The organism is Streptomyces sp. NPDC048257 (genome assembly GCF_043201855.1).
Lineage (GTDB): Bacteria > Actinomycetota > Actinomycetes > Streptomycetales > Streptomycetaceae > Streptomyces.
Genome location: NZ_JBICZI010000007.1, coordinates 136640 through 157647, shown reverse-complemented (window position 1 = coordinate 157647; position 21008 = coordinate 136640). Strand labels below are relative to the sequence as shown.

Annotated in this window: 15 protein-coding genes; 1 reads left to right on the top strand and 14 read right to left on the bottom strand. The window is 73.6% G+C overall.

The window, feature by feature from the left end:
- Positions 1–82: 82 nt before the first annotated feature.
- The 7 genes from tmk to bldG form a co-directional block, all read right to left on the bottom strand.
- The gene (gene tmk / locus ACGFZK_RS17535; protein WP_393849746.1) at positions 83–3364 is read right to left on the bottom strand and encodes a dTMP kinase; all 3282 of its coding nucleotides are present in this window, start codon (positions 3362–3364) and stop codon (positions 83–85) included.
- A 207-nt stretch (positions 3365–3571) separates the two neighbouring features.
- A complete protein-coding gene (gene topA / locus ACGFZK_RS17530) occupies positions 3572–6385 on the bottom strand; it encodes a type I DNA topoisomerase (RefSeq protein WP_393849745.1) in 2814 nt (937 codons plus the stop codon).
- 633 nt (positions 6386–7018) lie between these two features.
- Positions 7019–8533, bottom strand: a complete 1515-nt coding sequence (locus ACGFZK_RS17525; RefSeq protein ID WP_393849744.1) for a methyltransferase — start codon at positions 8531–8533, stop codon at positions 7019–7021.
- A 151-nt stretch (positions 8534–8684) separates the two neighbouring features.
- On the bottom strand, positions 8685–9251 hold the full coding sequence (locus tag ACGFZK_RS17520; RefSeq protein WP_393849743.1) for a small secreted protein: 567 nt from the start codon (positions 9249–9251) through the stop codon (positions 8685–8687).
- 164 nt (positions 9252–9415) lie between these two features.
- Positions 9416–11818, bottom strand: a complete 2403-nt coding sequence (locus ACGFZK_RS17515; protein ID WP_393849742.1) for a sodium-translocating pyrophosphatase — start codon at positions 11816–11818, stop codon at positions 9416–9418.
- Positions 11819–12086: 268 nt separating this feature from the next.
- Positions 12087–12527 carry an ATP-binding protein gene (locus tag ACGFZK_RS17510; RefSeq protein ID WP_393849741.1) on the bottom strand — a complete coding sequence of 147 codons (441 nt, stop codon included), beginning with the start codon at positions 12525–12527 and terminating at the stop codon, positions 12087–12089.
- Between the two features lie 122 nt (positions 12528–12649).
- Entirely contained in the window at positions 12650–12991 is a 342-nt protein-coding gene (gene bldG / locus ACGFZK_RS17505; RefSeq protein WP_008743037.1) for an anti-sigma factor antagonist BldG, read from the bottom strand.
- Between the two features lie 70 nt (positions 12992–13061).
- Here bldG and ACGFZK_RS17500 point away from each other — a divergent pair, with 70 nt between their 5' ends.
- A complete protein-coding gene (locus ACGFZK_RS17500) occupies positions 13062–15557 on the top strand; it encodes a DEAD/DEAH box helicase (protein ID WP_393849740.1) in 2496 nt (831 codons plus the stop codon).
- 48 nt (positions 15558–15605) lie between these two features.
- Here ACGFZK_RS17500 and ACGFZK_RS17495 read toward each other — a convergent pair whose 3' ends face one another.
- From ACGFZK_RS17495 to ssd, 7 genes are read right to left on the bottom strand one after another with little or no spacing between them, the layout of a single operon-like run.
- Positions 15606–15947 carry an Rv3654c family TadE-like protein gene (locus ACGFZK_RS17495; protein WP_393849739.1) on the bottom strand — a complete coding sequence of 114 codons (342 nt, stop codon included), beginning with the start codon at positions 15945–15947 and terminating at the stop codon, positions 15606–15608.
- Positions 15944–16333, bottom strand: coding sequence for a TadE family type IV pilus minor pilin (locus ACGFZK_RS17490; RefSeq protein WP_393849738.1), 390 nt, complete (start codon positions 16331–16333; stop codon positions 15944–15946). Before ACGFZK_RS17490 ends, ACGFZK_RS17495 begins: the two co-directional genes overlap by 4 nt.
- Positions 16320–16517: a DUF4244 domain-containing protein gene (locus ACGFZK_RS17485; protein ID WP_393849737.1), complete on the bottom strand. Its 198-nt coding sequence runs from the start codon at positions 16515–16517 to the stop codon at positions 16320–16322. Before ACGFZK_RS17485 ends, ACGFZK_RS17490 begins: the two co-directional genes overlap by 14 nt.
- Before the next feature lie 49 nt (positions 16518–16566).
- Entirely contained in the window at positions 16567–17313 is a 747-nt protein-coding gene (locus ACGFZK_RS17480; protein ID WP_393849736.1) for a type II secretion system F family protein, read from the bottom strand.
- Between the two features lie 29 nt (positions 17314–17342).
- Positions 17343–18233 carry a type II secretion system F family protein gene (locus ACGFZK_RS17475; RefSeq protein WP_393849735.1) on the bottom strand — a complete coding sequence of 297 codons (891 nt, stop codon included), beginning with the start codon at positions 18231–18233 and terminating at the stop codon, positions 17343–17345.
- On the bottom strand, positions 18230–19378 hold the full coding sequence (locus ACGFZK_RS17470) for a TadA family conjugal transfer-associated ATPase (RefSeq protein WP_393849734.1): 1149 nt from the start codon (positions 19376–19378) through the stop codon (positions 18230–18232). Before ACGFZK_RS17470 ends, ACGFZK_RS17475 begins: the two co-directional genes overlap by 4 nt.
- Positions 19375–20490: a septum site-determining protein Ssd gene (gene ssd, locus ACGFZK_RS17465; RefSeq protein ID WP_393849733.1), complete on the bottom strand. Its 1116-nt coding sequence runs from the start codon at positions 20488–20490 to the stop codon at positions 19375–19377. The genes ACGFZK_RS17470 and ssd overlap by 4 nt, the downstream gene beginning before the upstream one ends.
- Positions 20491–21008 lie beyond the last annotated feature (518 nt).

Here is a 21008-nt window from a genome sequence, read left to right as displayed (position 1 = left end):
CCGCCCACCACCTTTCACTCTCCGTGCACCCATTGTGGCGGGCGCGACTGACAATCCGGTCCCACCCGGACCCGGCCCGGGGTCAGCGGCGGCGGCGCGGTGCGCGTTCGCCCTCGTCGCCGTCCTCGTCGTCCCGGTGGCGGCCCAGCAGTTCGTCCGCCAGCGTCGGCAGATCGTCCAGCGGGGTCTCCTCGGCCCAGTCCGGGCGCGCCCGGCGCGGCCGGCCCTCGTCGTCGAGGACGGGGAGCTCCCGCGTCCGGTCGTTGCCGGAGTCCCGGAAGATGCCCGACGGCACCCGGTCGGCCGGGTTCTCCTCGGGACGCTGGGCCGTCGGCCGCGTGGCGGACCTGGCCGTCCGACCGGTTCCGCCCTCCTGCGGGGCCTGCGGAGCCTGGGGGGTCTGGCGGGTCTGCGGGGCCTGGCCGCCCGGGCGTACGGGCGGCAGGACCGCCGTCTCGTCCGTCGCGCGGACCGGCGGCAGCACCGTGGTCTCCTCCGCGGACGCCGGGTCGACCTTCGGCACGGGCACGGTCTGGGTGACGTCGTCCGGCTGGACGACCCGCTTGACCGGCTTGGCCACCGCCGGGGTCTCCACCGTCACCGCGTCGTCCGGGTGCGGCTCCGCCTCCGGTTGCTTGGTCATCCCGACCTTGGGCGCTGAAGCGGGAGCAGGTGCGGGAGCAGGCGTGGGCGTGGGCGCAGGCGCAGGTGCGGGCCGGGGCGCGGGAGCCGCCGCGACCGCAGCAGCCTCCGCAGCCGCAGCGGCGGCAGCAGCCGCGGCCTTCGCCGCCGCCTCGGCCTCCACCAGCCGGCGCGCCTCCTCGGCCTTCAGCAGGGCCTCCTCGGCCCGCCGCTGCTTCTCCAGCCGCCGTTCCTCGGCCTCGGCCCGCAGCCGGGCCTCCTCCTCGGCCTGCCGGCGCAGTCGCTCGGCTTCCGCCGCGCGCGCCTTCTCCTCGGCCTCCGCGCGCAGCCGCTCGGCCTCGGCCCGCGCCCGGGCCTCCTCCTCGGCGCGCAGCCGCTCCTCCTCCGCCCTGCGGGCGGCCTCCGCCTCTGCCCGGATCCGCGCTTCCTCGGCCTCGCGGGCCTTGCGGGCCTCTTCCTCGGCTCGCAGCCGCGCTTCCTCCGCCTTGCGCGCCGCCTCTTCCTCGGCCTTGCGCCGGGCCTCCTCCTCGGCGAGGCGCCGCGCCTCCGCCTGGGCGGCCACTTCGGCCTCCGAGAGCGGAAGCATCCGGTCCAGGCGGTGCCGTACCACGGTGGTCACCGAATCCGGGTCCTGGCCCGCGTCGACCACGAGGTAGCGGCCGGGGTCGGACGCGGCGAGGGTCAGGAACCCGGACCGCACCCGCTGGTGGAATTCCGCCGGCTCCGACTCCAGCCGGTCCGGTGCCTCCGTGAACCGCTCGCGCGCCGCCTCCGGCGATACGTCGAGCAGCACGGTCAGGTTCGGGACGAGCCCGTCGGTGGCCCAGCGCGAGATACGGGCGATCTCCGTCGGGGAGAGGTCGCGGCCGGCGCCCTGGTAGGCCACCGAGGAGTCGATGTAGCGGTCCGAGATGACGACCGCGCCGCGCTCCAGGGCCGGGCGCACCACGGTGTCCACGTGTTCCGCACGGTCGGCGGCGTACAGCAGTGCCTCGGCGCGGTTCGACAGACCGGCCGAGGAGATGTCGAGCAGGATCGAGCGGAGCCGCTTGCCGACGGGGGTCGCCCCGGGCTCCCGGGTCACCACGACCTCGTGGCCCTTGCCCCGTATCCAGTCGGCCAGTGCCTCGACCTGGGTGGACTTGCCGGCTCCGTCGCCACCCTCCAGGGCGATGAAGAACCCGGTGGCGGACGCCGCCTGTACGGGCTCCCCGCCGCGCAGCGCCTCGCGCAGGTCCCGCCGCAGGGGAACGCCCCGGCGGTCGTCGGCCTTGGTGAGCACCACGACGGCGACGGGCAGCAGCAGGGCGCCGACCAGCATCAGGGTGAAGGCGGCGCCGCCGTGCGCGAAGACGACCTCGGCGCCGGTCAGCCGGTGCGGGCCGATCGCCGCGGCCAGCAGGGGGGCGGCGACGGCGCCGAGCGCCACGGCCACCCGTACGGCCGCCTGGAGGTGCTCGGTGACGCGGGCCCGGCGGAACTCCTCGGTCTCCTGGTCCAGCAGGGTGTGGCCGGTGTTGGCCGCCACGCCCGCGGCGGTGCCGGCGAGCAGCGACAGGAAGAGCACGGTCGCCATGTCCGGGACGAGCCCGGTCAGCAACAGCGCGAGCCCGGTCACCGCTATGGCGAGGGCCAGCAGCCGGCGGCGGGACAGGGCGGGCAGCACCTTGCCGGCCTGGGTGGCGCGGACGCCCGCGGCGGTGCCGCCGACCAGCGCGAGGACGAACAACGCGAAGGCGGCCGGCCCGCCGCCCAGGTCGAAGGCGTGCAGTACGGCGACGGCCACGGCGCTGGACACCGCTCCGGCGACCGCCGCGCAGCTCACGACGAGCAGCGGGATGGCGCCCGTACGGCCCTTGTCGGGCCGGTCGCCCGCCTTGGGGGCGCGCAGGCCCTCCAGCGGGGAACGCGGACGCGGGGTCGCCCCGCCGGGCAGCACCAGCGGCAGGAGCAGCGAGACGGAGGCGGCGAAGAGGCCGGAGGCCACGTACGAGCCGAGCGCGGCCTGGTTCGCGGCGAACCAGTCCACGCCGAGGCCGAGCGCCTTGCCGACCAGGGTCGCGGCGAGCAGCGCGGCCGCGGCCGCGGGGAGCGCCGCGAAGCTCGTACGCAGGGTCAGCCGGCGCAGTGCGTCCAGGTGGTCCGGGAGCGGCCGTACGGTCGCCCCCTCCGGCGGCGGCGCGGGCAGCAGGGCGGGCGCCGCGCTCTCCTTGGCCAGGGTCCACAGCCGCTCGGCGGCGCCGGACACGAAGACGGTGGCGAGCAGCGCGGTCAGCGCATGGGCCGGGATCCAGTCGAGCCACAGCGGGGCGACGACGAAGAGCCCGAGGCGGACCCCGTCGGCTCCGATCATGGTCCAGCGGCGGTCCAGCTTGCCGCCCGCGCCCAGCAGCCCGGCCAGCGGGCCGAGGAGGACCGCGCCGAAGAGCAGGGTGGCGAGGATCCGGACCCCGAAGACGGTGGCGACGGCGAGGGCCGCGCCGCGGTACCCACCGCCGAAGGCGCCTTCCGAGGTGGCTGCCTGAAGGGCCAGCAGAACCAGCACCAACAGGGCGAGGGCATCGCCGATGCCGCTCACCAACTGGGCGCTCCACAGCCGGCGCAGCCTGGGAGTGCGCAGCAGTGCGCGCACCGCACGCTCGCGGGAGTCCGCGGCTAGGGCTTCGTCGTAGGTGGGATTCGCCGGGGCGGTCACGACCGCCGGCTGCTCGGCTCGCGTCATCCGCCCAGCCTATCCGCTGCGCTTGGCGGGTGCGGAAGCCTGTGGACAAGGCCGGGTGTGACCCCTGACCCACCCTTCCGGAACGGCCCGGCGCCGTCGCGGCGCTCTGCCCCGGACCCCGCGCCTCAAACGCCGGCGGGGCTGAAAAGGGCGGGGCGGACGCGCAAGGGCCCCGCGCTCGGCGCGGGGCCCTTGGTGCGAAGCGACTTACTCGTCCGCAGCCGGGGCGGCGGCCGTCTTCTTCGCCGTCGCCTTCTTGGCGGTGGTCTTCTTGGCCGTCGTCTTCTTGGCGGCAGCGGTCTTCGTCGCCGTCGCCTTCTTCGCCGGGGCCTTCTTCGCCGGGGCCTTCTTGGCGGGGGCCTTCTTCGCCACCTTCTTGGCCGGGCCCTTGGCCCGCTTCTCCGCGAGCAGTTCGTAGCCCCGCTCCGGCGTGATCGTCTCGACGTCGTCGTCCCGCCGCAGCGTCGCGTTCGTCTCGCCGTCCGTCACGTACGGCCCGAAGCGGCCGTCCTTGACCACCACCGGCTTCTCGCTGACCGGGTCCGTGCCCAGCTCCTTCAGCGGCGGCTTGGCCGCGGCCCGGCCCCGCTGCTTGGGCTGCGCGTAGATCGCGAGCGCCTCGTCCAGCGTGATCGAGAAGAGCTGGTCCTCGGTCTCCAGCGACCGCGAGTCCGGGCCCTTCTTCAGGTACGGGCCGTAGCGGCCGTTCTGGGCCGTGATCTCCACGCCCTCCGCGTCCACGCCGACCACGCGCGGCAGCGACATCAGCTTCAGCGCCTCGTCGAGGGTGACCGTGTCCAGGCTCATGGACTTGAAGAGCGAGGCCGTCCGCGGCTTGACCGCGTTCTTGCCCGTCTTCGGGGTGCCCTCGGGGAGGATCTCCGTCACGTACGGCCCGTAGCGACCGTCCTTGGCGACGATCTCGTTCCCGCTGACCGGGTCCTTGCCGAGCTCGAACTCGCCGCTCGGCTTCGCGAACAGCTCCTCCGCGTACTCGACCGTCAGCTCGTCCGGAGCCATGTCGTCGGGGACGTCGGCCCGCTGGTGGCCCTCCGCGTCCTTCTCGCCGCGCTCCACGTACGGCCCGTAGCGGCCGACGCGCAGCACGACGCCGTCGCCGACCGGGAAGGAGGAGATCTCCCGGGCGTCGATCGCGCCGAGGTCCGTCACCAGCTCCTTCAGACCACCGAGGTGGTCCCCGTTGGCGGGCACGACCTCGGTCGCGTCCTCCGAGCCGAAGTAGAAGCGCTTCAGCCACGGCACGGACTGGGCCTCGCCCCGCGCGATGCGGTCGAGGTCGTCCTCCATCTTCGCGGTGAAGTCGTAGTCGACGAGCCGCCCGAAGTGCGTCTCCAGCAGGTTGACCACGGCGAACGACAGGAAGGACGGCACGAGCGCCGTGCCCTTCTTGAAGACGTATCCGCGGTCGAGGATCGTGCCGATGATCGACGCGTACGTCGACGGGCGGCCGATCTCGCGCTCTTCGAGCTCCTTGACCAGCGAGGCCTCGGTGTAGCGGGCCGGCGGCTTGGTCGAGTGCCCGTCCGCCGTGATCTCCTCGGCGGCCAGCGCGTCGCCCTCCGCGACCTGCGGCAGCCGCTTCTCGCGGTCGTCGAGCTCGGCGTTCGGGTCGTCCGCGCCCTCGACGTACGCCTTCATGAAGCCGTGGAAGGTGATCGTCTTGCCGGAGGCGCTGAACTCGGCGTCGCGCCCGTCCGAGGCGCGGCCGCCGATCTTCACGGTCACGCTGTTGCCGACCGCGTCCTTCATCTGGGAGGCGACGGTCCGCTTCCAGATCAGCTCGTACAGGCGGAACTGGTCGCCGGTCAGACCCGTCTCGGCGGGAGTGCGGAAACGATCACCCGAAGGACGGATCGCCTCGTGCGCCTCCTGCGCGTTCTTGACCTTGCCGGCGTATACGCGCGGCTTCTCCGGCAGGTAGTCGGCCCCGTAGAGCTGGGTGACCTGCGCCCGCGCCGCCGACACCGCGGTGTCGGACAGCGTGGTGGAGTCGGTACGCATGTAGGTGATGAAGCCGTTCTCGTACAGCTTCTGCGCCACCTGCATCGTCGCCTTCGCACCGAAGCCCAGCTTGCGCGAGGCCTCCTGCTGGAGCGTCGTCGTACGGAAGGGGGCGTACGGAGAACGGCGGTACGGCTTGGATTCGACCGAGCGGACGGCGAAGGTCGCGCCCTCGAGCGCGGCGGCCAGCGCCCGGGCGTTCGCCTCGTCGAGGTGCAGCACCTCGCTCTTGAGCTGCCCGTTCGAGCCGAAGTCACGGCCCTGCGCGACGCGCTTGCCGTCCACGGTGTTCAGGCGGGCGACCAGCGACGACGGGTCGGAGGCGTCACCGGCGCGGCCGGTGGAGAAGGTTCCGGTCAGGTCCCAGTACTCGGCGGAGCGGAAGGCGATGCGCTCGCGCTCCCGCTCGACGACGAGGCGGGTGGCCACCGACTGCACGCGGCCCGCCGACAGCTTCGGCATGACCTTCTTCCACAGGACCGGCGAGACCTCGTAGCCGTACAGGCGGTCGAGGATGCGGCGGGTCTCCTGGGCGTCGACCATGCGCTGGTTCAGCTCGCGCGGGTTGGCGACGGCGTCGCGGATCGCGTCCTTGGTGATCTCGTGGAAGACCATCCGGTGGACGGGGACCTTGGGCTTGAGGACTTCCTGCAGGTGCCACGCGATGGCTTCGCCCTCGCGGTCCTCATCGGTGGCGAGGAAGAGTTCGTCGGACTCGGCCAGCAGCTCCTTGAGCTTCCTGACCTGGGCCTTCTTATCGGCGTTGACGACGTAGATCGGCGCGAAGTCGTGCTCGACGTCCACGCCGAGACGGCGCACCTCGCCGGTGTACTTGTCGGGAACCTCGGCCGCGCCGCTGGGGAGGTCGCGGATGTGCCCGACGCTCGCCTCGACGACGTATCCGGGGCCGAGGTAGCCCTTGATCGTCTTCGCCTTGGCTGGGGACTCGACGATGACGAGTCGGCGGCCGCCCTTTGCGGTCTCGCTAGTCGGGGACAACTTGGCTCTTCTCTCCGGTCGGCACTCGGTCGCAGTACGGCGACGCTGCGGAGTGTGACGGTACAACCCGCCCCCGTGTCAAACGGCAGAAGCCCGCAACGGCCACTCGAACGGTAACCCGACAAGTGCCGTTTCTGCCGCCCGGATGCCGCGCCGGGGAGTTGCCGATCACCGGCCAGGGTGGTCGGAGGGCCGTCTGGCCGCGCCTTCGCAGCCGGTCCCGGGCCTGGTCCGACGCCGGATCGCAGGGCTGAAGCGACGGCCGGATCCCCGCCCTGGCAGGCCCCGTAATCCCCGGGCGCGACCCGGGCGGGACCCGAGCGGGACACGAGCGGGGCGCCCCGCTCGGGAAGCCGGCGCCGCCGCTTCGACGAGCGGGACCGGCACGGCGACCGCGACGGGGCGCGCGCCCTCTGCCACCGGCGTACGGCGGAAGAGTGCGCGCCCCGTCCAGGCCTGCAGAGCGGCCCCGAACAGCGGGAACACGGCCTCCGCGAAGATCGCCGGACCGTTTTCCGCGCCGCTTCCCCTCGCCCCCGGGTCGCTCTCGGGATCCCCCCGGATCCCTCTGCGCACGAGACTGGCAGCCCCGGGGGTACGGCGGGCGAACCCAGGGTTACATCCCGGTGCCCGCTACTGCGCGGGGCCCGCCACGGGGTCCAGGAAACCCTGCTCGACCAGCGTCCGGATGGCCTCCGGGGTGCGGTCCCGCAGCACGATCGGGTCCTCCTGGACCAGTTGCGCGATCGCGTCCAGGATCCGGCCCGCGCTCAGTGAGCCGTCACACACTCCGGCGAAGCCGGCGCCGACCGTGTCGACCTTGGTGGCGCGCCGCATTCCACGGTTCTGCCGGAGCACGACGTGTTCCGGATCCTCCGCTCCGGGCGCGCCGACCTGCTCCTGGACCACTTCCTCGGCCAGCGCGAAATAGGCCTCCAGCAGGGCCGCGTCGTCGTGGGCCCGCAGGTAGTCCTGGCGCGCGAAGTGGGCCAGGACGGCCTCGCCGAGCGGCTGCTCCACCGTGTGCGGCCACTCCTCGACCACGATCGAGGGCTCGGCCGCGTCCGTCCGGCGCAAGGTGATCCACCCGAAGCCGACGGACTTGGTCCCACGGGCCTCGAACTCGTCCAGCCAGTCCTCGTAGCGCCGGGCGTACTCGGCGGGGTCGGCCCGGTGGTCGCCCGCGTCGCGCAGCCACAGCTCCGCGTACTGCGTCACGTCCTGCACGTCACGCTGCACGATCCAGGCATCGCAGCCGCGCGGCACCCAGGAGCGGAGCCGTTCGTGCCAGTCCTCGCCCTCCACGTGCTGCCAGTTGCCGAGGAACTGCGCGTACCCGCCCGGGTTGAGCCGCGCACCGGACTCCTGGACCAGGGTCCGGCACAGGTCGTCGCCGCTCATCCCGCCGTCCCGGTACGTCAGCCGGGCGCCGGGGGAGATCACGAACGGCGGGTTCGACACGATCAGGTCGTACGTGGCCTCGCCGACCGGCTCGAAGAGCGACCCGGCGAGCAGCTCGGCCTCCGGGGCTCCGGACAGGGCCAGCGTCAGACGGGTGAACGCCAGGGCCCGGGGGTTGACGTCCGTGGCGGTGACCCGGGTGGCGTGCCGGGAGGCGTGCAGTGCCTGGATCCCGGACCCGGTGCCGACGTCGAGGGCGGAGCCGACCGGGGTGCGGACGGTGATCCCGGCCAGGGTGGTGGAGGCGCCCCCGACGCCGAGGACCACCTGCTCCTCGCGGCTGCCGATCCCGCCGGCTCCGCCGACGGAGCAGCCGAGGTCGGAGACGATGAACCAGTCCTCGCCGTCCGGGCCGCCGTACGGGCGTACGTCGACGGTGGCGTGCACCTCGTCGCCCTCCAGCCGCAGCCAGCCGTCGGCCAGGGCGGCCTCGACGGGCAGCGCCCCGGCGGCGTGCACGTACGGCTCCGGCTGCTGGAGCAGGAACAGCCGGACCAGGCTCGCGAGCGCCCCGTCGCCCGGGCCACGGGTGGCGCGCAGGGCGGGGACGGTCTCGCTGCGGGCCAGCGCGGCGTAGGCGGGGGCGCCGAGCAGGTCGAGCAGCCCGTCGGCGGTGAAACCGGCGTCGAGCAGGGCTTCGCGGAGCTCGGCGGCGCGGTCGGGCGTGGGAAGGCTGGTGGTACTCACGCGTCCATTGTGTCCGCTGGGACCCGTCCTGCCGATCGCACCGGGCCAGCGGGCGCAAAAGGGCGGCCGCGGCCCTCACGGGACCCCGGCCGCCCCTGATCGACGTACGCACGGAACGCCGTCCCCCGAGGGCCGGCCCTGCTGTCCGGGCCTACTTGGGCGACGCGGACGACGTCGCGACCTGGCAGCCCTTCTGGCTGTTGATCGCCTTGTCCAGGCCACCCGCGTTGAGCTGGGACAGCGCGTCCTGGCCGCCCTTCGTCGCCGCCTGGAGGCCGCCCGCGACCTCCTTGAGGCCGTCGGCGAACTTCGGCTGGTCCTTGGGGTCGAGGGCGTCCATCTTCGCCTTCAGGTCGGCGTAGCCCTGGGAGGTCTGCTCGAAGCCCTTGGCGGCCGCCGCCTGGGTCGCGGCGCCGTTCTTGACCGGTGGAACGCCCGCCGACTGCAGGGCGGTCGCCATCGCCTTGTACGACTCGGTCATGGTCGCGAAAGCCGCCGAGTCGGTCTTCTGGACCTCCTCGGACTTGCTGCTCTCCGAAGCCACACGCTTGATCTCGGCGTTGGCGCCCTCGATCTTCTTGAGTTCGGGCTGCCACTGGTCACAGACCTTCTTGGCCCAGGCGCTGGCCTTCTGGTCGGTCTCGTCACCGCCGCAGCCGGACAGGACGAGCATCAGCACCGCACCGCCCGACAACGCGGCCGCAAGCTTCTTGTTCACCGGATTGGTCCCTTCGAAGGCTCTCGGCCCGGAAGATACACGCCTGCCATCCGGGGACACACAAAGGCGGACGGACGGCGCGTCAGTACGCGCCGTCCGTCCGCCGTTCGGGCGTACCGGCCGGCCCTGCCCGGCCCTGCCCGTCCCGCTGACCGGACCTCGGGTCAGGAGACCGTCGCGGGGTCGGCCGACTGGGCCACCCGCTCGGCGGCTCCGTCTTCGGTCTCGTCGCCCACGGCGATGCCGCGGCGCTTGGAGATGTACACCGCGCCGATGATGACGGCGATCGCGAGGACCGCGACGACGGCCCGTACGGTCGGGCTGCTGTCCGCGCCGTAGCTGAACTGCACGACCGCGGGTGCGATCAGCAGCGCCACCAGGTTCATGACCTTGAGCAGCGGGTTGATCGCGGGCCCGGCGGTGTCCTTGAACGGGTCGCCGACCGTGTCGCCGATGACGACCGCGGCGTGGGCCTCACTGCCCTTGCCGCCGTGGTGGCCGTCCTCGACGAGCTTCTTCGCGTTGTCCCACGCGCCACCGGAGTTGGCGAGGAAGACCGCCATCAGGGTGCCCGTGCCGATGGCGCCGGCGAGGAAGGAACCGAGCGCGCCCACGCCGAGGGAGAAGCCCACGGCGATCGGGGTGAGAACGGCGAGCAGGCCGGGCGTGGCGAGCTCGCGCAGCGCGTCCTTGGTGCAGATGTCGACGACGCGCCCGTACTCGGGCTTCTCGGTGTAGTCCATGATCCCGGGGTGCTCGCGGAACTGGCGGCGCACCTCGTAGACGACGGCGCCCGCGGAACGGGAGACGGCGTTGATGGCGAGGCCGGAGAACAGGAACACGACGGCCGCGCCCAGGATCAGCCCGACGAGGTTGTTGGGCTGTGCGATGTCCAGGCTGAGGTTCATCTCCCCGGCCTTGGCGCCGACTTCCCTGACCGCGGTGGCGATCGCGTCGTTGTACGAGCCGAAGAGCGCCGCCGCGGCGAGCACGGCCGTGGCGATGGCGATGCCCTTGGTGATGGCCTTGGTGGTGTTGCCGACGGCGTCCAGGTCGGTCAGGACCTGCGCACCGGCGCCCTCGACGTCGCCGGACATCTCGGCGATGCCCTGGGCGTTGTCGGAGACGGGCCCGAAGGTGTCCATGGCGACGATGACGCCGACGGTGGTGAGCAGGCCGGTGCCGGCCAGGGCCACCGCGAAGAGCGCGAGCAGGATCGACGTACCGCCGAGCAGGAACGCCCCGTAGACGCCGAGGGCGATGAGCAGGGCCGTGTAGACGGCCGACTCCAGGCCGACGGAGATGCCGGCGAGGACGACGGTGGCCGCGCCGGTCAGGGAGGACTTGCCGATGTCCCGGACGGGGCGCCGGTTGGTCTCGGTGAAGTAGCCGGTCAGCTGCTGGATCAGGGCCGCGAGCACGATGCCGATGGCGACGGCGACGACGGCCAGGATGCGCGGGTCACCGGAGTGGTTGGTGATCGCCGGGTTCTCGACGCCGACGAGCTCCTTGTAGGTGGCCGGCAGGTAGGCGTAGACGGCGATCGCGACCAGCGCCAGGGAGATCACGGCGGAGATGAAGAAGCCGCGGTTGATGGCGGTCATGCCGCTGCGGTCGGACCGGCGCGGGGAGACCGCGAAGATGCCGATCATGGCGGTGATCACGCCGATCGCGGGGACGATCAGCGGGAAGGCCAGGCCCAGGTCGCCGAAGGCCGCCTTGCCGAGGATGAGCGCCGCCACGAGGGTGACGGCGTAGGACTCGAAGAGGTCGGCCGCCATTCCGGCGCAGTCTCCGACGTTGTCGCCCACGTTGTCGGCGATGGTCGCGGCATTGCGCGGGTCGTCCTCCGGAATGCCCTGCTCGACCTTGCCGACCAGGTCGGCGCCGACGTCGGCGGCCTTGGTGAAGATCCCGCCGCCCACGCGCATGAACATCGCGATCAGGGCGGCGCCGAGGCCGAAGCCCTCCAGGACCTTGGGGGCGTCGGCGGCGTAGACCAGGACGACGCAGGAGGCGCCGAGCAGGCCCAGGCCGACGGTGAACATGCCGACGACGCCGCCCGTGCGGAAGGCGATCTTCATCGCCTTGTGGGAGACCTCGGTCAGGTCCTTGGCGGGCTCCCCCTCGGCCGGGGTGGCCTCGCGTGCGGCGGCGGCGACACGGACGTTGGCGCGGACCGCCAGGCGCATGCCGATGTAGCCGGTGGCGGCCGAGAAGAGGGCGCCGACGAGGAAGAAGGCGGAACGTCCGCCGCGCTGCGACCAGTCGTCGGCGGGGAGCAGGAAGAGCAGGAAGAAGACCACGATGGCGAAGACGCCGAGGGTGCGCAGCTGCCGGCCGAGGTAGGCGTTGGCGCCTTCCTGGACGGCCTCGGCGATCTTCTTCATGCTGTCGGTTCCCTCGTCGGCGGCGAGGACCTGGCGGACCAGGATCTGCGCGACGACGAGTGCGGCGAGTGCCACGACCGCAATGACGATCACGATGAGCCGATTGTCATCGGTGAGTACTGCGGATGCCAGATCTGTGGTGCGATCCGGCGCGATAGGGGTGAAGAGCCCCGTCATTCGTCCTCCTTGACGTGATGAGCTCAAGATGTGGACGGATTGTAGGGAGCGCGCCCCGATCAAAACAGTGCGCAGGAAACGCAATTGGCGTGCTCTTGCTCCTCAGCAATAGATCGCGTCACTCCATTACCCTCGAAAGTAGTAATGGGGCAAAGGCATTGACGCCCGATCATTGATCAAGAGAAATGAAAAAGGCCCTGCTCAGCAGGGCCTTGATAAAGATCGGAAGATACGAAGGATTGCGCGCGGCGGTGGAGCGCGGTGGACCTCAGGGCAGCTCGGAGACTCCGGCGACGGGCCAGCTCATCCGGATGGTTCCGCCCGATTCCCCACTGCTCACCTCGACGTCGTCGACGAGCCCGCTGATCACCGCGAGGCCCATCTCGTCCTCGGTCTCGCCGTCGGACTCCAGGACGGCGGTGATCCCGGGCACGGCGTCGGCCGCGCTGCCGGACGGTCCGGGGACCTCGTCACCGACCTCGATGGAGAAGACCTTGTCGTCCTCGGTCAGCACCACCCGAACGGGCGCGGTCAGCCCATTGCTCCGATGGAGGCCCACGGCACGCGAACAGGCCTCGCCCACGGCGAGGCGGACCTCGTCGAGGACGGCTTCCTCCACGCCGACCCGGCGCGCCACGGCGGCCGCGACCAGGCGGGCCGTCCGGACGTGTTCGGGCTGGGCGCTGAAGCGCAGTTCAACGGTGGCCATGCGCGTCCCCCTCGGACTACGGGCGTGCCTTGACAGGGGCCCGGGCCAACCATGGCCCGGTACCCCCGCTCTCGTTGTCGGCTCCCTGCCGCCCGGAGGCCGCGGGGAGCCGCCCGGAGCCGTCAGTCAGTGGCGTTGACGGCGTCTTCCACGGTGGTGTGGATCGGAAACACCTTGGTCAGACCGGTGATCCGGAAGATCTTCAGGATGCGCTCCTGGTTGCACACCAGACGGAGCGAGCCCTCGTGCGCACGGACGCGCTTGAGGCCTCCCACGAGCACACCAAGACCGGTGGAGTCGAGGAAGTCCACTCGCTCCATGTCGACAACCAGGTGGTAGCTGCCGTCGTTCACCAACTCGACCAACTGCTCGCGCAGCTTGGGCGCGGTATACACATCAATCTCGCCACCGACCTCCACGACCGTACGGTCGCCGACAGTGCGAGTCGACAGGGACAGGTCCACGGATCCTCCAGCACCTTGCTATCGAGCGACGCCCCCTCACCCGAAGGTAGGCGAGGGATTGGCTGCCGCGATGGCATTCAATCACTTACCGGCAGGCGCGCACGACGCCTTCGGACCATTGTCCCGCACGCCGGTGACACACTCGGTTCCGATGGCCAACACTCACGGTCCCGGTCGGCCCACGGCGCCCGCGGACCCTCGACCCACCCCCGACGCGGTCCTGGACCGCCTGTCACGGGGGCCTTCCCGTGCTGCGCGCATCACCCATACGGAGCACTTGCCCCCTCGGGCGGGTCGTCATGCAGTCTGGCCGGACCGCATCCGAACAGACGTCGTAGCCGCAATCCGTGCGGCCGGAATCGACCATCCGTGGGAACACCAGGCCGCGGCGGCCGAGCACGCCCTCGACGGAACGTCCGTGGTCGTGGCCACCGGGACCGCCTCGGGCAAGTCCCTGGCCTACCTGGCACCCGTGCTCTCCGCCCTCGCGGACGGCGCACAGGCCCCGAACGGCAGGGGCGCGACCGCCCTGTACCTGTCCCCCACCAAGGCCCTGGCGGCCGACCAGCGGCGCGCCGTACGGGAACTGGCCGCCCCGCTGGGCAACGCCGTACGCCCCGCGGTCTACGACGGGGACACGCCCGTCGAGGAACGCGAGTGGGTGCGCCAGTACGCGAACTACGTCCTGACCAACCCCGACATGCTGCACCGCGGGATCCTCCCGGCCCACCCGCGCTGGTCCTCCTTCCTGCGCGCCCTGCGCTACGTCGTGATCGACGAGTGCCACACCTACCGCGGGGTCTTCGGCTCCCACGTGGCCCAGGTCCTGCGTCGGCTGCGGCGGCTGTGCGCCCGCTACGGCGCGGACCCGGTCTTCCTGCTGGCCTCCGCCACCGCGAGCGACCCGGCGGCGGCCGCGTCCCGGCTGACCGGCGTACGCGTGATCGAGATCACCGACGACGCCTCACCGCGGGGCGAGCTGGTCTTCGCCCTGTGGGAGCCGCCGCTGCTCACCGAGCTACGGGGCGAGAAGGGCGCGCCCGTCCGCCGTACGGCCACGGCGGAGACCGCCGACCTGCTGACCGACCTGGTCGTCCAGGGGGTCCGTACGGTCGCCTTCGTCCGCTCCCGGCGCGGCGCCGAGCTGATCTCCGTGATCACCCAGGAACGGCTCGCGTCGGTCGATCCGTCACTGCCCCGCCGGGTCGCCGCCTACCGGGGCGGCTACCTCCCCGAGGAGCGCCGGGCCCTGGAGCGGGCCCTGCACTCCGGCGAGCTGCTCGGACTGGCCGCCACGACCGCCCTGGAGCTGGGTGTGGACGTCTCGGGCCTGGACGCCGTCCTGATCACCGGCTACCCGGGCACCAGGGCCTCCCTGTGGCAGCAGGCCGGCCGAGCGGGGCGCTCGGGCCAGGGCGCCCTGGCCGTGCTGATCGCCCGCGACGACCCGCTGGACACCTACCTCGTCCACCACCCCGAGGCGCTGTTCCGCCAACCGGTGGAGGCCACCGTCCTGGACCCCGACAACCCGTACGTCCTCGCCCCGCACCTGTGCGCGGCGGCGGCGGAGCTGCCGCTGACCGACGCGGACCTGGAACTCTTCGGCCCGGCGACCAAGGACCTCCTTCCCCAGCTCGAAGCGGCGAAGCTGCTGCGCCGCCGGGCGACCGCCTGGCACTGGACCCGTCGGGAACGGGCCTCGGACCTGACCGACATCCGGGGCGGCGGCGGCCGCCCGGTGCAGATCGTCGAGGCCACGACCGGCCGGCTGCTGGGCACGGTCGACGAGTCGGCGGCCCACACCGCCGTCCACGAGGGGGCCGTCCACCTCCACCAGGGCCGCACGTATCTCGTGCAGCACCTGGACCTGGAGGATTCCGTGGCCCTCGTGGAACAGGCTGACCCGCCCTTCTCCACCACCGCCCGTGACACCACCTCCATCTCCATCCTGGAGACCGAGACCGAGATCCCGTGGGGCTCGGCCCGGCTCTGCTTCGGCTCCGTCGAGGTCACCAACCAGGTCGTCTCCTATCTGCGCCGCAAGCTGATCACCGGCGAGGTACTGGGCGAGGCCAAGCTCGACCTGCCGCCCCGCACCCTGCGCACCCGGGCCGTGTGGTGGACGGTGACCGAGGACCAGCTCGACGAGGCCCGGATCAACCCGGAGATCCTCGGCGGGGCCCTGCACGCCGCCGAACACGCCTCCATCGGCATGCTGCCGCTGTTCGCCACCTGCGACCGCTGGGACATCGGCGGCGTCTCCGTGCCGCTGCATCCCGACACCCTCCTCCCCACGGTCTTCGTCTACGACGGCCACCCCGGCGGCGCCGGCTTCGCCGAGCGGGCCTTCCACACCGCCCGCGCCTGGCTGACGGCGACCCGCGACGCCATCGCCGCCTGCGAGTGCGAGGCCGGCTGCCCCTCCTGCATCCAGTCCCCCAAGTGCGGCAACGGCAACGAGCCCCTGCACAAGCGCGGAGCCATCCGCCTCCTCACCCGCCTCCTCTCCGAATCGCCACCGACCCCACCGGCCCCAGCTGCCCCGCCCGCCCCCACCGAGGCCTGACGGGCCCTGACCGCCCCGGCCCCGGCCCGGGGCCTCAGCCCCCAGCCCTCAGCCCGGCGGTGCCCCCGGCGGGCCCGCCCGGGCCCGGATCGCGGGGTGGAAAGGGCCCGCAGCCACCCGCGCGGTGACCTCGGCGACCTCACCCCGCAGCAGGCACCCGCCGAGCTCCGCGCCCTGCGCCCGGGCCACCCGCAGGGCGCTCGCGCACGCCGTCTGCGGCCCGTGGGCCCAGGTGGCCGCCGCCGCGAGCGCCGCCAGGTCGGCGGCCGCCGCCGCCCGGTGGCGGGCCACGACGGCCTGGCCGAGGAGCAGGACCCCGCCGAACACCGCGCCCAGCACCGTCGCCACCAGCGCCGCCCAGACCGTGGCCGAGCCCCGGTCCCGGCTCACGGCGGCGGCCCCACGCTGTCCTCCGCCAGTGCCACCGCCTGCGCGCCGAGCCGCACCGGCAGCCCGTTCGGCCCGGGCGCCGGCGCCGCCACCCGGACCCGCCAGAGGTCACCCGACCGCTCCAGCTCCACCCGCGCCCCCGGCGGGGCGGCCGCCCGGGCCGCCGCCTCCGCCACCTCCACCTGCTCCGATCTGGCCGCCGCCCGGGCACCGGCCCGAGCCGCGTCCACACACCGGATCTGCGCGGCCGCCGCCATCAGCGCCCACACCAGCAGCGCCGCGAAAAGCACCAGCGCCGGGATCACCAGGGCGGCCTCCGCCGTCACATATCCCCGGTCCGACTTTCCCCGCCCGCCGCTCCCTGACCCACCCTCAGAACGGCACATCGAGCGCCTTCCCGATGGTCGACTGAAGGGCCGTGGCAACGACTTCACTCGTCACCACCTTGTAGAGGACGGCCGCGAATGCGCAGGCCGCGATCGTGCCCATGGCGTATTCCGAGGTGGACATCCCCGCGTCGCCCCCGCGCCCCCCGAGCGCCGTCCGCACACGAAACCAGATGATCCTCATGACAACCTCCTGTGGATTTCCGCTGTTGATGTCTGTGGTCAATGCGACTTCAGGTGTTCGAGAGAAGTCCCGAGGCCATACCGATCACCACCGGCGCGACCCCGATCGCGAGAAATGCGGGGAGAAAACACAACCCCACCGGCGCCGTCACGAGCACCGCCGCCCGCTGCGCCCTCGCTCCCGCGCTACGGGCCCGGTCCTCCCGCAGCCCCGAGGAGAGCCGGGAGACCGGTTCGGCCGCGGGCGCCCCCGTCCGGGCGGCCCGTTCCAGGCATTCCGCGAGCGCCCGGGCGCCCGGTATCTCCGCCAACCTCCCCCACCCGGCGCCCGGTTCACCCCCGAGCCGCAGCTCCGCGCCGGCCCTCGCCAGCCGCTCGCCCACCGGGCCGCCCAGCGACTCCCCCACCACCTCGGCCGCCTCCACCGGGCCCGCCCCGGCCGCCAGACATGCGGCCAACAGATCTGCCGCGAACGGCAGCTGACGCTCCGCCTCCTTCAGGTCCACCACGGCCGGTGGCCGCGCCCTGGCCTGCCAGCGCCGCACGCCGAGCGCGGCCAGGCCACCGAGGACCGCACCCGTCACCCCGCCGACCAGCATCCAGCCCGCGAGCAGCGCCCCGGCCGGCCCGGCCCACACGGCCACCGCGTCGCGCACGGCGGAGCCGAACACCGGCCCGCGCGCCACCGGTTCGACCCCCAGCAGGGCCGCGGTCCTGCGCCGGGCGGCCCGCCTCCGGACCCGCGCCGCCACCGCACGCACCGCCCACAGCGCCACCACCGCCAGGCATACGGCCATCCCCAGCCTGTGGACGACATGGCCGCCGGTCACCGCTCCCCCGCCCGGACGATCCGCCGGCACCACAGCAGCCCCAGCGCCTCCAGAGCGCCGCCCGCCAGCAGGCACCCCCACCCCATCGGCGTGTGCAGCAGTACCCGCAACGGATCCGCGCCCAGCCCGGTGCCGATCAGCAGGCCCACCAGCGGCAGCAGGGCGAGCACCAGCACCGTCGAGCGCGCCCCCGCCAACTGGGCCCGCAGCGACTCCTGCCGGTCCCGCTCGGCCCGCAGGGCCCCCTCCAGCCGTTCCAGTCCGGCGGCCAGTCCCGCACCGCCGTCCACCGACACCCGCCAGCAGGCGGCCATCCCGGCCAGCCCCTCCGCACCGGGCTCGCGCGCCGCCTGGCGCAGCGCGCCGGGCACGTCCCCGCCGAAGGCCGCCGCGGCCAGCACCCCCGCCTCCGCCGCACCCGGCCCACCGGGCCCGGCGGCCGTGCGCCGCATCGCCGCCGTCAGGGCCTGTCCGGGCTGGGCTCCCGCCCGCAGCTCACCCACCACCGCCCCGCACAGGGCCACCACCTCGGCCGCCCGCGCCGCCCGGGCCCGCTCCCGCGCCCGAACCCGCAGCCACCGCCGCACCAGCGGCATCGCGGCCGCCCCCGCCAGCAGCGGGATCACCGACCCGCCGAGCGCCGCGACCACGAGCCCGGCCGCAAGGCAGGCCCACTCCCGCCACCGCACCGCCCGCACCCGTACGGCGATCAGCAGCCGCTCCCGGCGCCGCGGCCCGCCCGGAACCACCGGGCCGCCCGCGGCGAACACCACCCGGGCCCGCCGGGACAGCCGGTCGCCCCCGGCGAGCCCCCAGGCGGCCGCCCCGGCGCACATCATTCCGGCGAACAGCGGCACCGGCAGCGCCAGCCCCGCCCCCGCGCTCATCGGGCACCTCGCAGCAGCGGGCGAAGCCGTTCCCAGCCGCGCTCCCGTACGAAGCCCCGCGCGGCCCAGCGCAGCGCCGGCACGGTGACCACCAGTCCGGCGGCGTCCCGCTCCAGCACGTGCACCTCGGCCAGCCGGCGCCGCCCCTCCCGATCCCGGACCAGATGGAGCACCAGGGTCAGCGCCGCGGCCAACTGGCTGTGCAGGGAAGCCCGGTCGAGCCCCGCGGCCGTCCCGAGCGCCTCCAGCCGCGCGGGGACATGGGCGGCGGCGTTGGCGTGAACCGTTCCGCACCCGCCCTCGTGCCCGGTGTTCAGGGCGGCGAGCAGGTCCGCCACCTCGGCGCCGCGCACCTCGCCCACCACCAGCCGGTCGGGCCGCATCCGCAACGCCTGCCGGACCAGGTCCGCCAGGGTGACCAGGCCCGCGCCCTCCTGGTTGGCCGGGCGGGTCTCCAGCCGCACCACATGCGGATGGTCGGGGCGCAGCTCGGCCGAGTCCTCGGCGAGCACGATCCGCTCACCGGGGCCGACCAGACCCAGCAGGGCGCTGAGCAGGGTGGTCTTGCCCGTTCCCGTGCCACCGGAGACGAGGAACGACAGCCGGGCCTCGACCATGTCCCGGAGCAGCCGGTGCCCACCGGGCGGCAGCGTCCCCGCCGCGACGAGCTCCTCCAGCGTGAACGCCCGCGGCCGCACCACCCGCAGCGAGAGACAGGCCGAGCCGACCGAGACCGGGGGCAGCACGGCGTGCAGCCGGGTCCCGTCGGGCATCCGGGCGTCCACCCAGGGGCGGGCGTCGTCGAGGCGCCGCCCCGCGACCGCGGCCAGGCGTTGGGCGAGCCTGCGCACGGCCTCGGCATCGGTGAAGGTCACCCCGGTCAGCTCCAGCCCGCCGCCCCGGTCCACCCACACCCGGTCGGGAGCCGCCACCAGCACATCGGTGACCTCCGGATCGGCGAGCAGCGCCTCCAGCGGGCCCGCGCCGACCAGTTCGGACCGTAATTCGGCGGCCACACCCAGCACTTCGGCGTCCCCGAGCAGCCTGCCCTGGGCCCGCAGAGCCGCCGCCACTCGCGCCGGCGTCGGTTCCGCCCCGCTCTCGGCGAGCCGTCGGCGCACCGCGTCCAGGAGTACCGCGCTCATGCCGGCACCCCCTGGGCGGAGCCGAGTGCCCGCTGCCAGAAGCCGTCGCAGAAGCGGGCGAGCGCGCCCCGCCCCTGGGTCCCCGGCGGTTCCCCCTCGGCCACCCGCCCCGGGAGCCCCACCTCGACCGGCACCTCCCCGGCCAGCGGCGCCCCCAACAGCCCGGCCACGGCCTCCGGATCGAGACCGCCCGGGCAGCGGCCCCGTACGACGACACGCACGTCCCGGGCCACCATCCGCACCCCGGCAGCCACCCGGCCCGCGGCGGCCACCGACCGCAACTCGCCCGGTACGACCATCAGCACCAGGTCGAGCTGGGCCAGCACCTCGGCCACGGCTTCGTCGACCCGCCGCGGGAGATCGACCACCACCACTCCGCCCCGGCGGCGCGCGGCGGCGACCACGGACCGCATCGCGGCGGGCGGCACCACCCCCCGGTCCCCGCGGTCCCAGCTGAGCACCCGCAGGGCGTGCAGCTCGGGCAGGGACTCCTCCAGTGCTCCGGCGCCGACCCGGCCCCGCGAGGCCGCGAAGTCCGGCCAGCGCAGCCCCTCGGCGCTCTCGCCCCCGAGCAGTACGTCCATGCCCCCGCCCAGCGGGTCGCCGTCGATGAGGATGGTCCGCTCCCCGGCGCGGGCGGCCCGCACGGCGAGTGCGCAGGCGAGGGTGGAGGCTCCGGCGCCGCCGCTGCCGCCGATCACCCCCACGGCGAGGGCGGGCCGCCCGGCCCCCTCCACGACATCGGCGATGCGGTCGACGAGCCGGCTCTCGGCGTCCGGGAGCCGCAGCACCTCCTCGGCGCCGATCTCCACCGCCCGTTGCCAGACGTCGGGGTCGTCCAGTTCCCGGCCGACGAGGAACACTCCGGCCCGGCGCGGCGCTCCCCGCACCCGCCGCGCGGCGTCGTCGCCCACCAGCACGAGCGGCGCGGATTCCCACCCGACGCTGCCCGCCCCGCCGCCCGTCCCGACGGCCCCGTCCTGCCCGGGGAGCGCGTGGTGCACATGTGGCTCGGCACCGGCCGCGGCGCACAGCCTCAGCAGATCGTCGAGCAGCAGCGGGTCCTCGGTGATGATCAGCGGACGTCCGCCACCGGGTGCGGATCCGGCCACGGGACCGGGCCCGATGCCCCTCCCGGCCCTCGTCCGCCTTCCGGCGACCACGGACTCCGGGGTTTCACACGACTTCGATCGCGCCACGATCTCCGCCTCCTTCTCACTGCAAATCCCTGCACCGCGGACTTCGCGGCCGGAATCACCGTGCAGCGATCAGGAAAAAGAAGTGGATCTTGCTGGATAACTGTGGACAACCCATCGATTGTGAATAACCCGGTCACCCTCACAGGTGAGTTCCGGAGCGCGGCGGAACCACTACGCACCGTCACGAGTCTGATGTGGTGAGGGGCCTTCGCCACGCCGGCCCCACACAAGAGGAAGGGCTGGAGGATGGTCGCTTGGGGCCGAAGGCAGGGACGCGAACCGCGTCCGGACATGCGACGACCCCCGCCGGGGGGGAGAGCGGGGGTCGTCCCCACGGTCCGACTCGGGGGGGAGGAGCCAGACCGGGTTAGCACGGTCGCGAACGATCCGTGACTTCCATGGTGTACCCGAGAGCCTTCTCAGGCAAACCC

Coding starts and splice junctions, on each gene's coding strand:
- ACGFZK_RS17470 (WP_393849734.1), bottom strand. CDS start 19,378: ATGAGCGCGGTACTCCTGGACGCGGTGCGCCGACGGCTCGCCGAGAGC.
- ACGFZK_RS17485 (WP_393849737.1), bottom strand. CDS start 16,517: ATGAGGATCATCTGGTTTCGTGTGCGGACGGCGCTCGGGGGGCGCGGG.
- ACGFZK_RS17480 (WP_393849736.1), bottom strand. CDS start 17,313: ATGGCCGTATGCCTGGCGGTGGTGGCGCTGTGGGCGGTGCGTGCGGTG.
- ACGFZK_RS17510 (WP_393849741.1), bottom strand. CDS start 12,527: ATGGCCACCGTTGAACTGCGCTTCAGCGCCCAGCCCGAACACGTCCGG.
- tmk (WP_393849746.1), bottom strand. CDS start 3,364: ATGACGCGAGCCGAGCAGCCGGCGGTCGTGACCGCCCCGGCGAATCCC.
- ACGFZK_RS17475 (WP_393849735.1), bottom strand. CDS start 18,233: ATGAGCGCGGGGGCGGGGCTGGCGCTGCCGGTGCCGCTGTTCGCCGGA.
- ACGFZK_RS17515 (WP_393849742.1), bottom strand. CDS start 11,818: ATGACGGGGCTCTTCACCCCTATCGCGCCGGATCGCACCACAGATCTG.
- ACGFZK_RS17500 (WP_393849740.1), top strand. CDS start 13,062: ATGGCATTCAATCACTTACCGGCAGGCGCGCACGACGCCTTCGGACCA.
- ACGFZK_RS17490 (WP_393849738.1), bottom strand. CDS start 16,333: ATGTGCCGTTCTGAGGGTGGGTCAGGGAGCGGCGGGCGGGGAAAGTCG.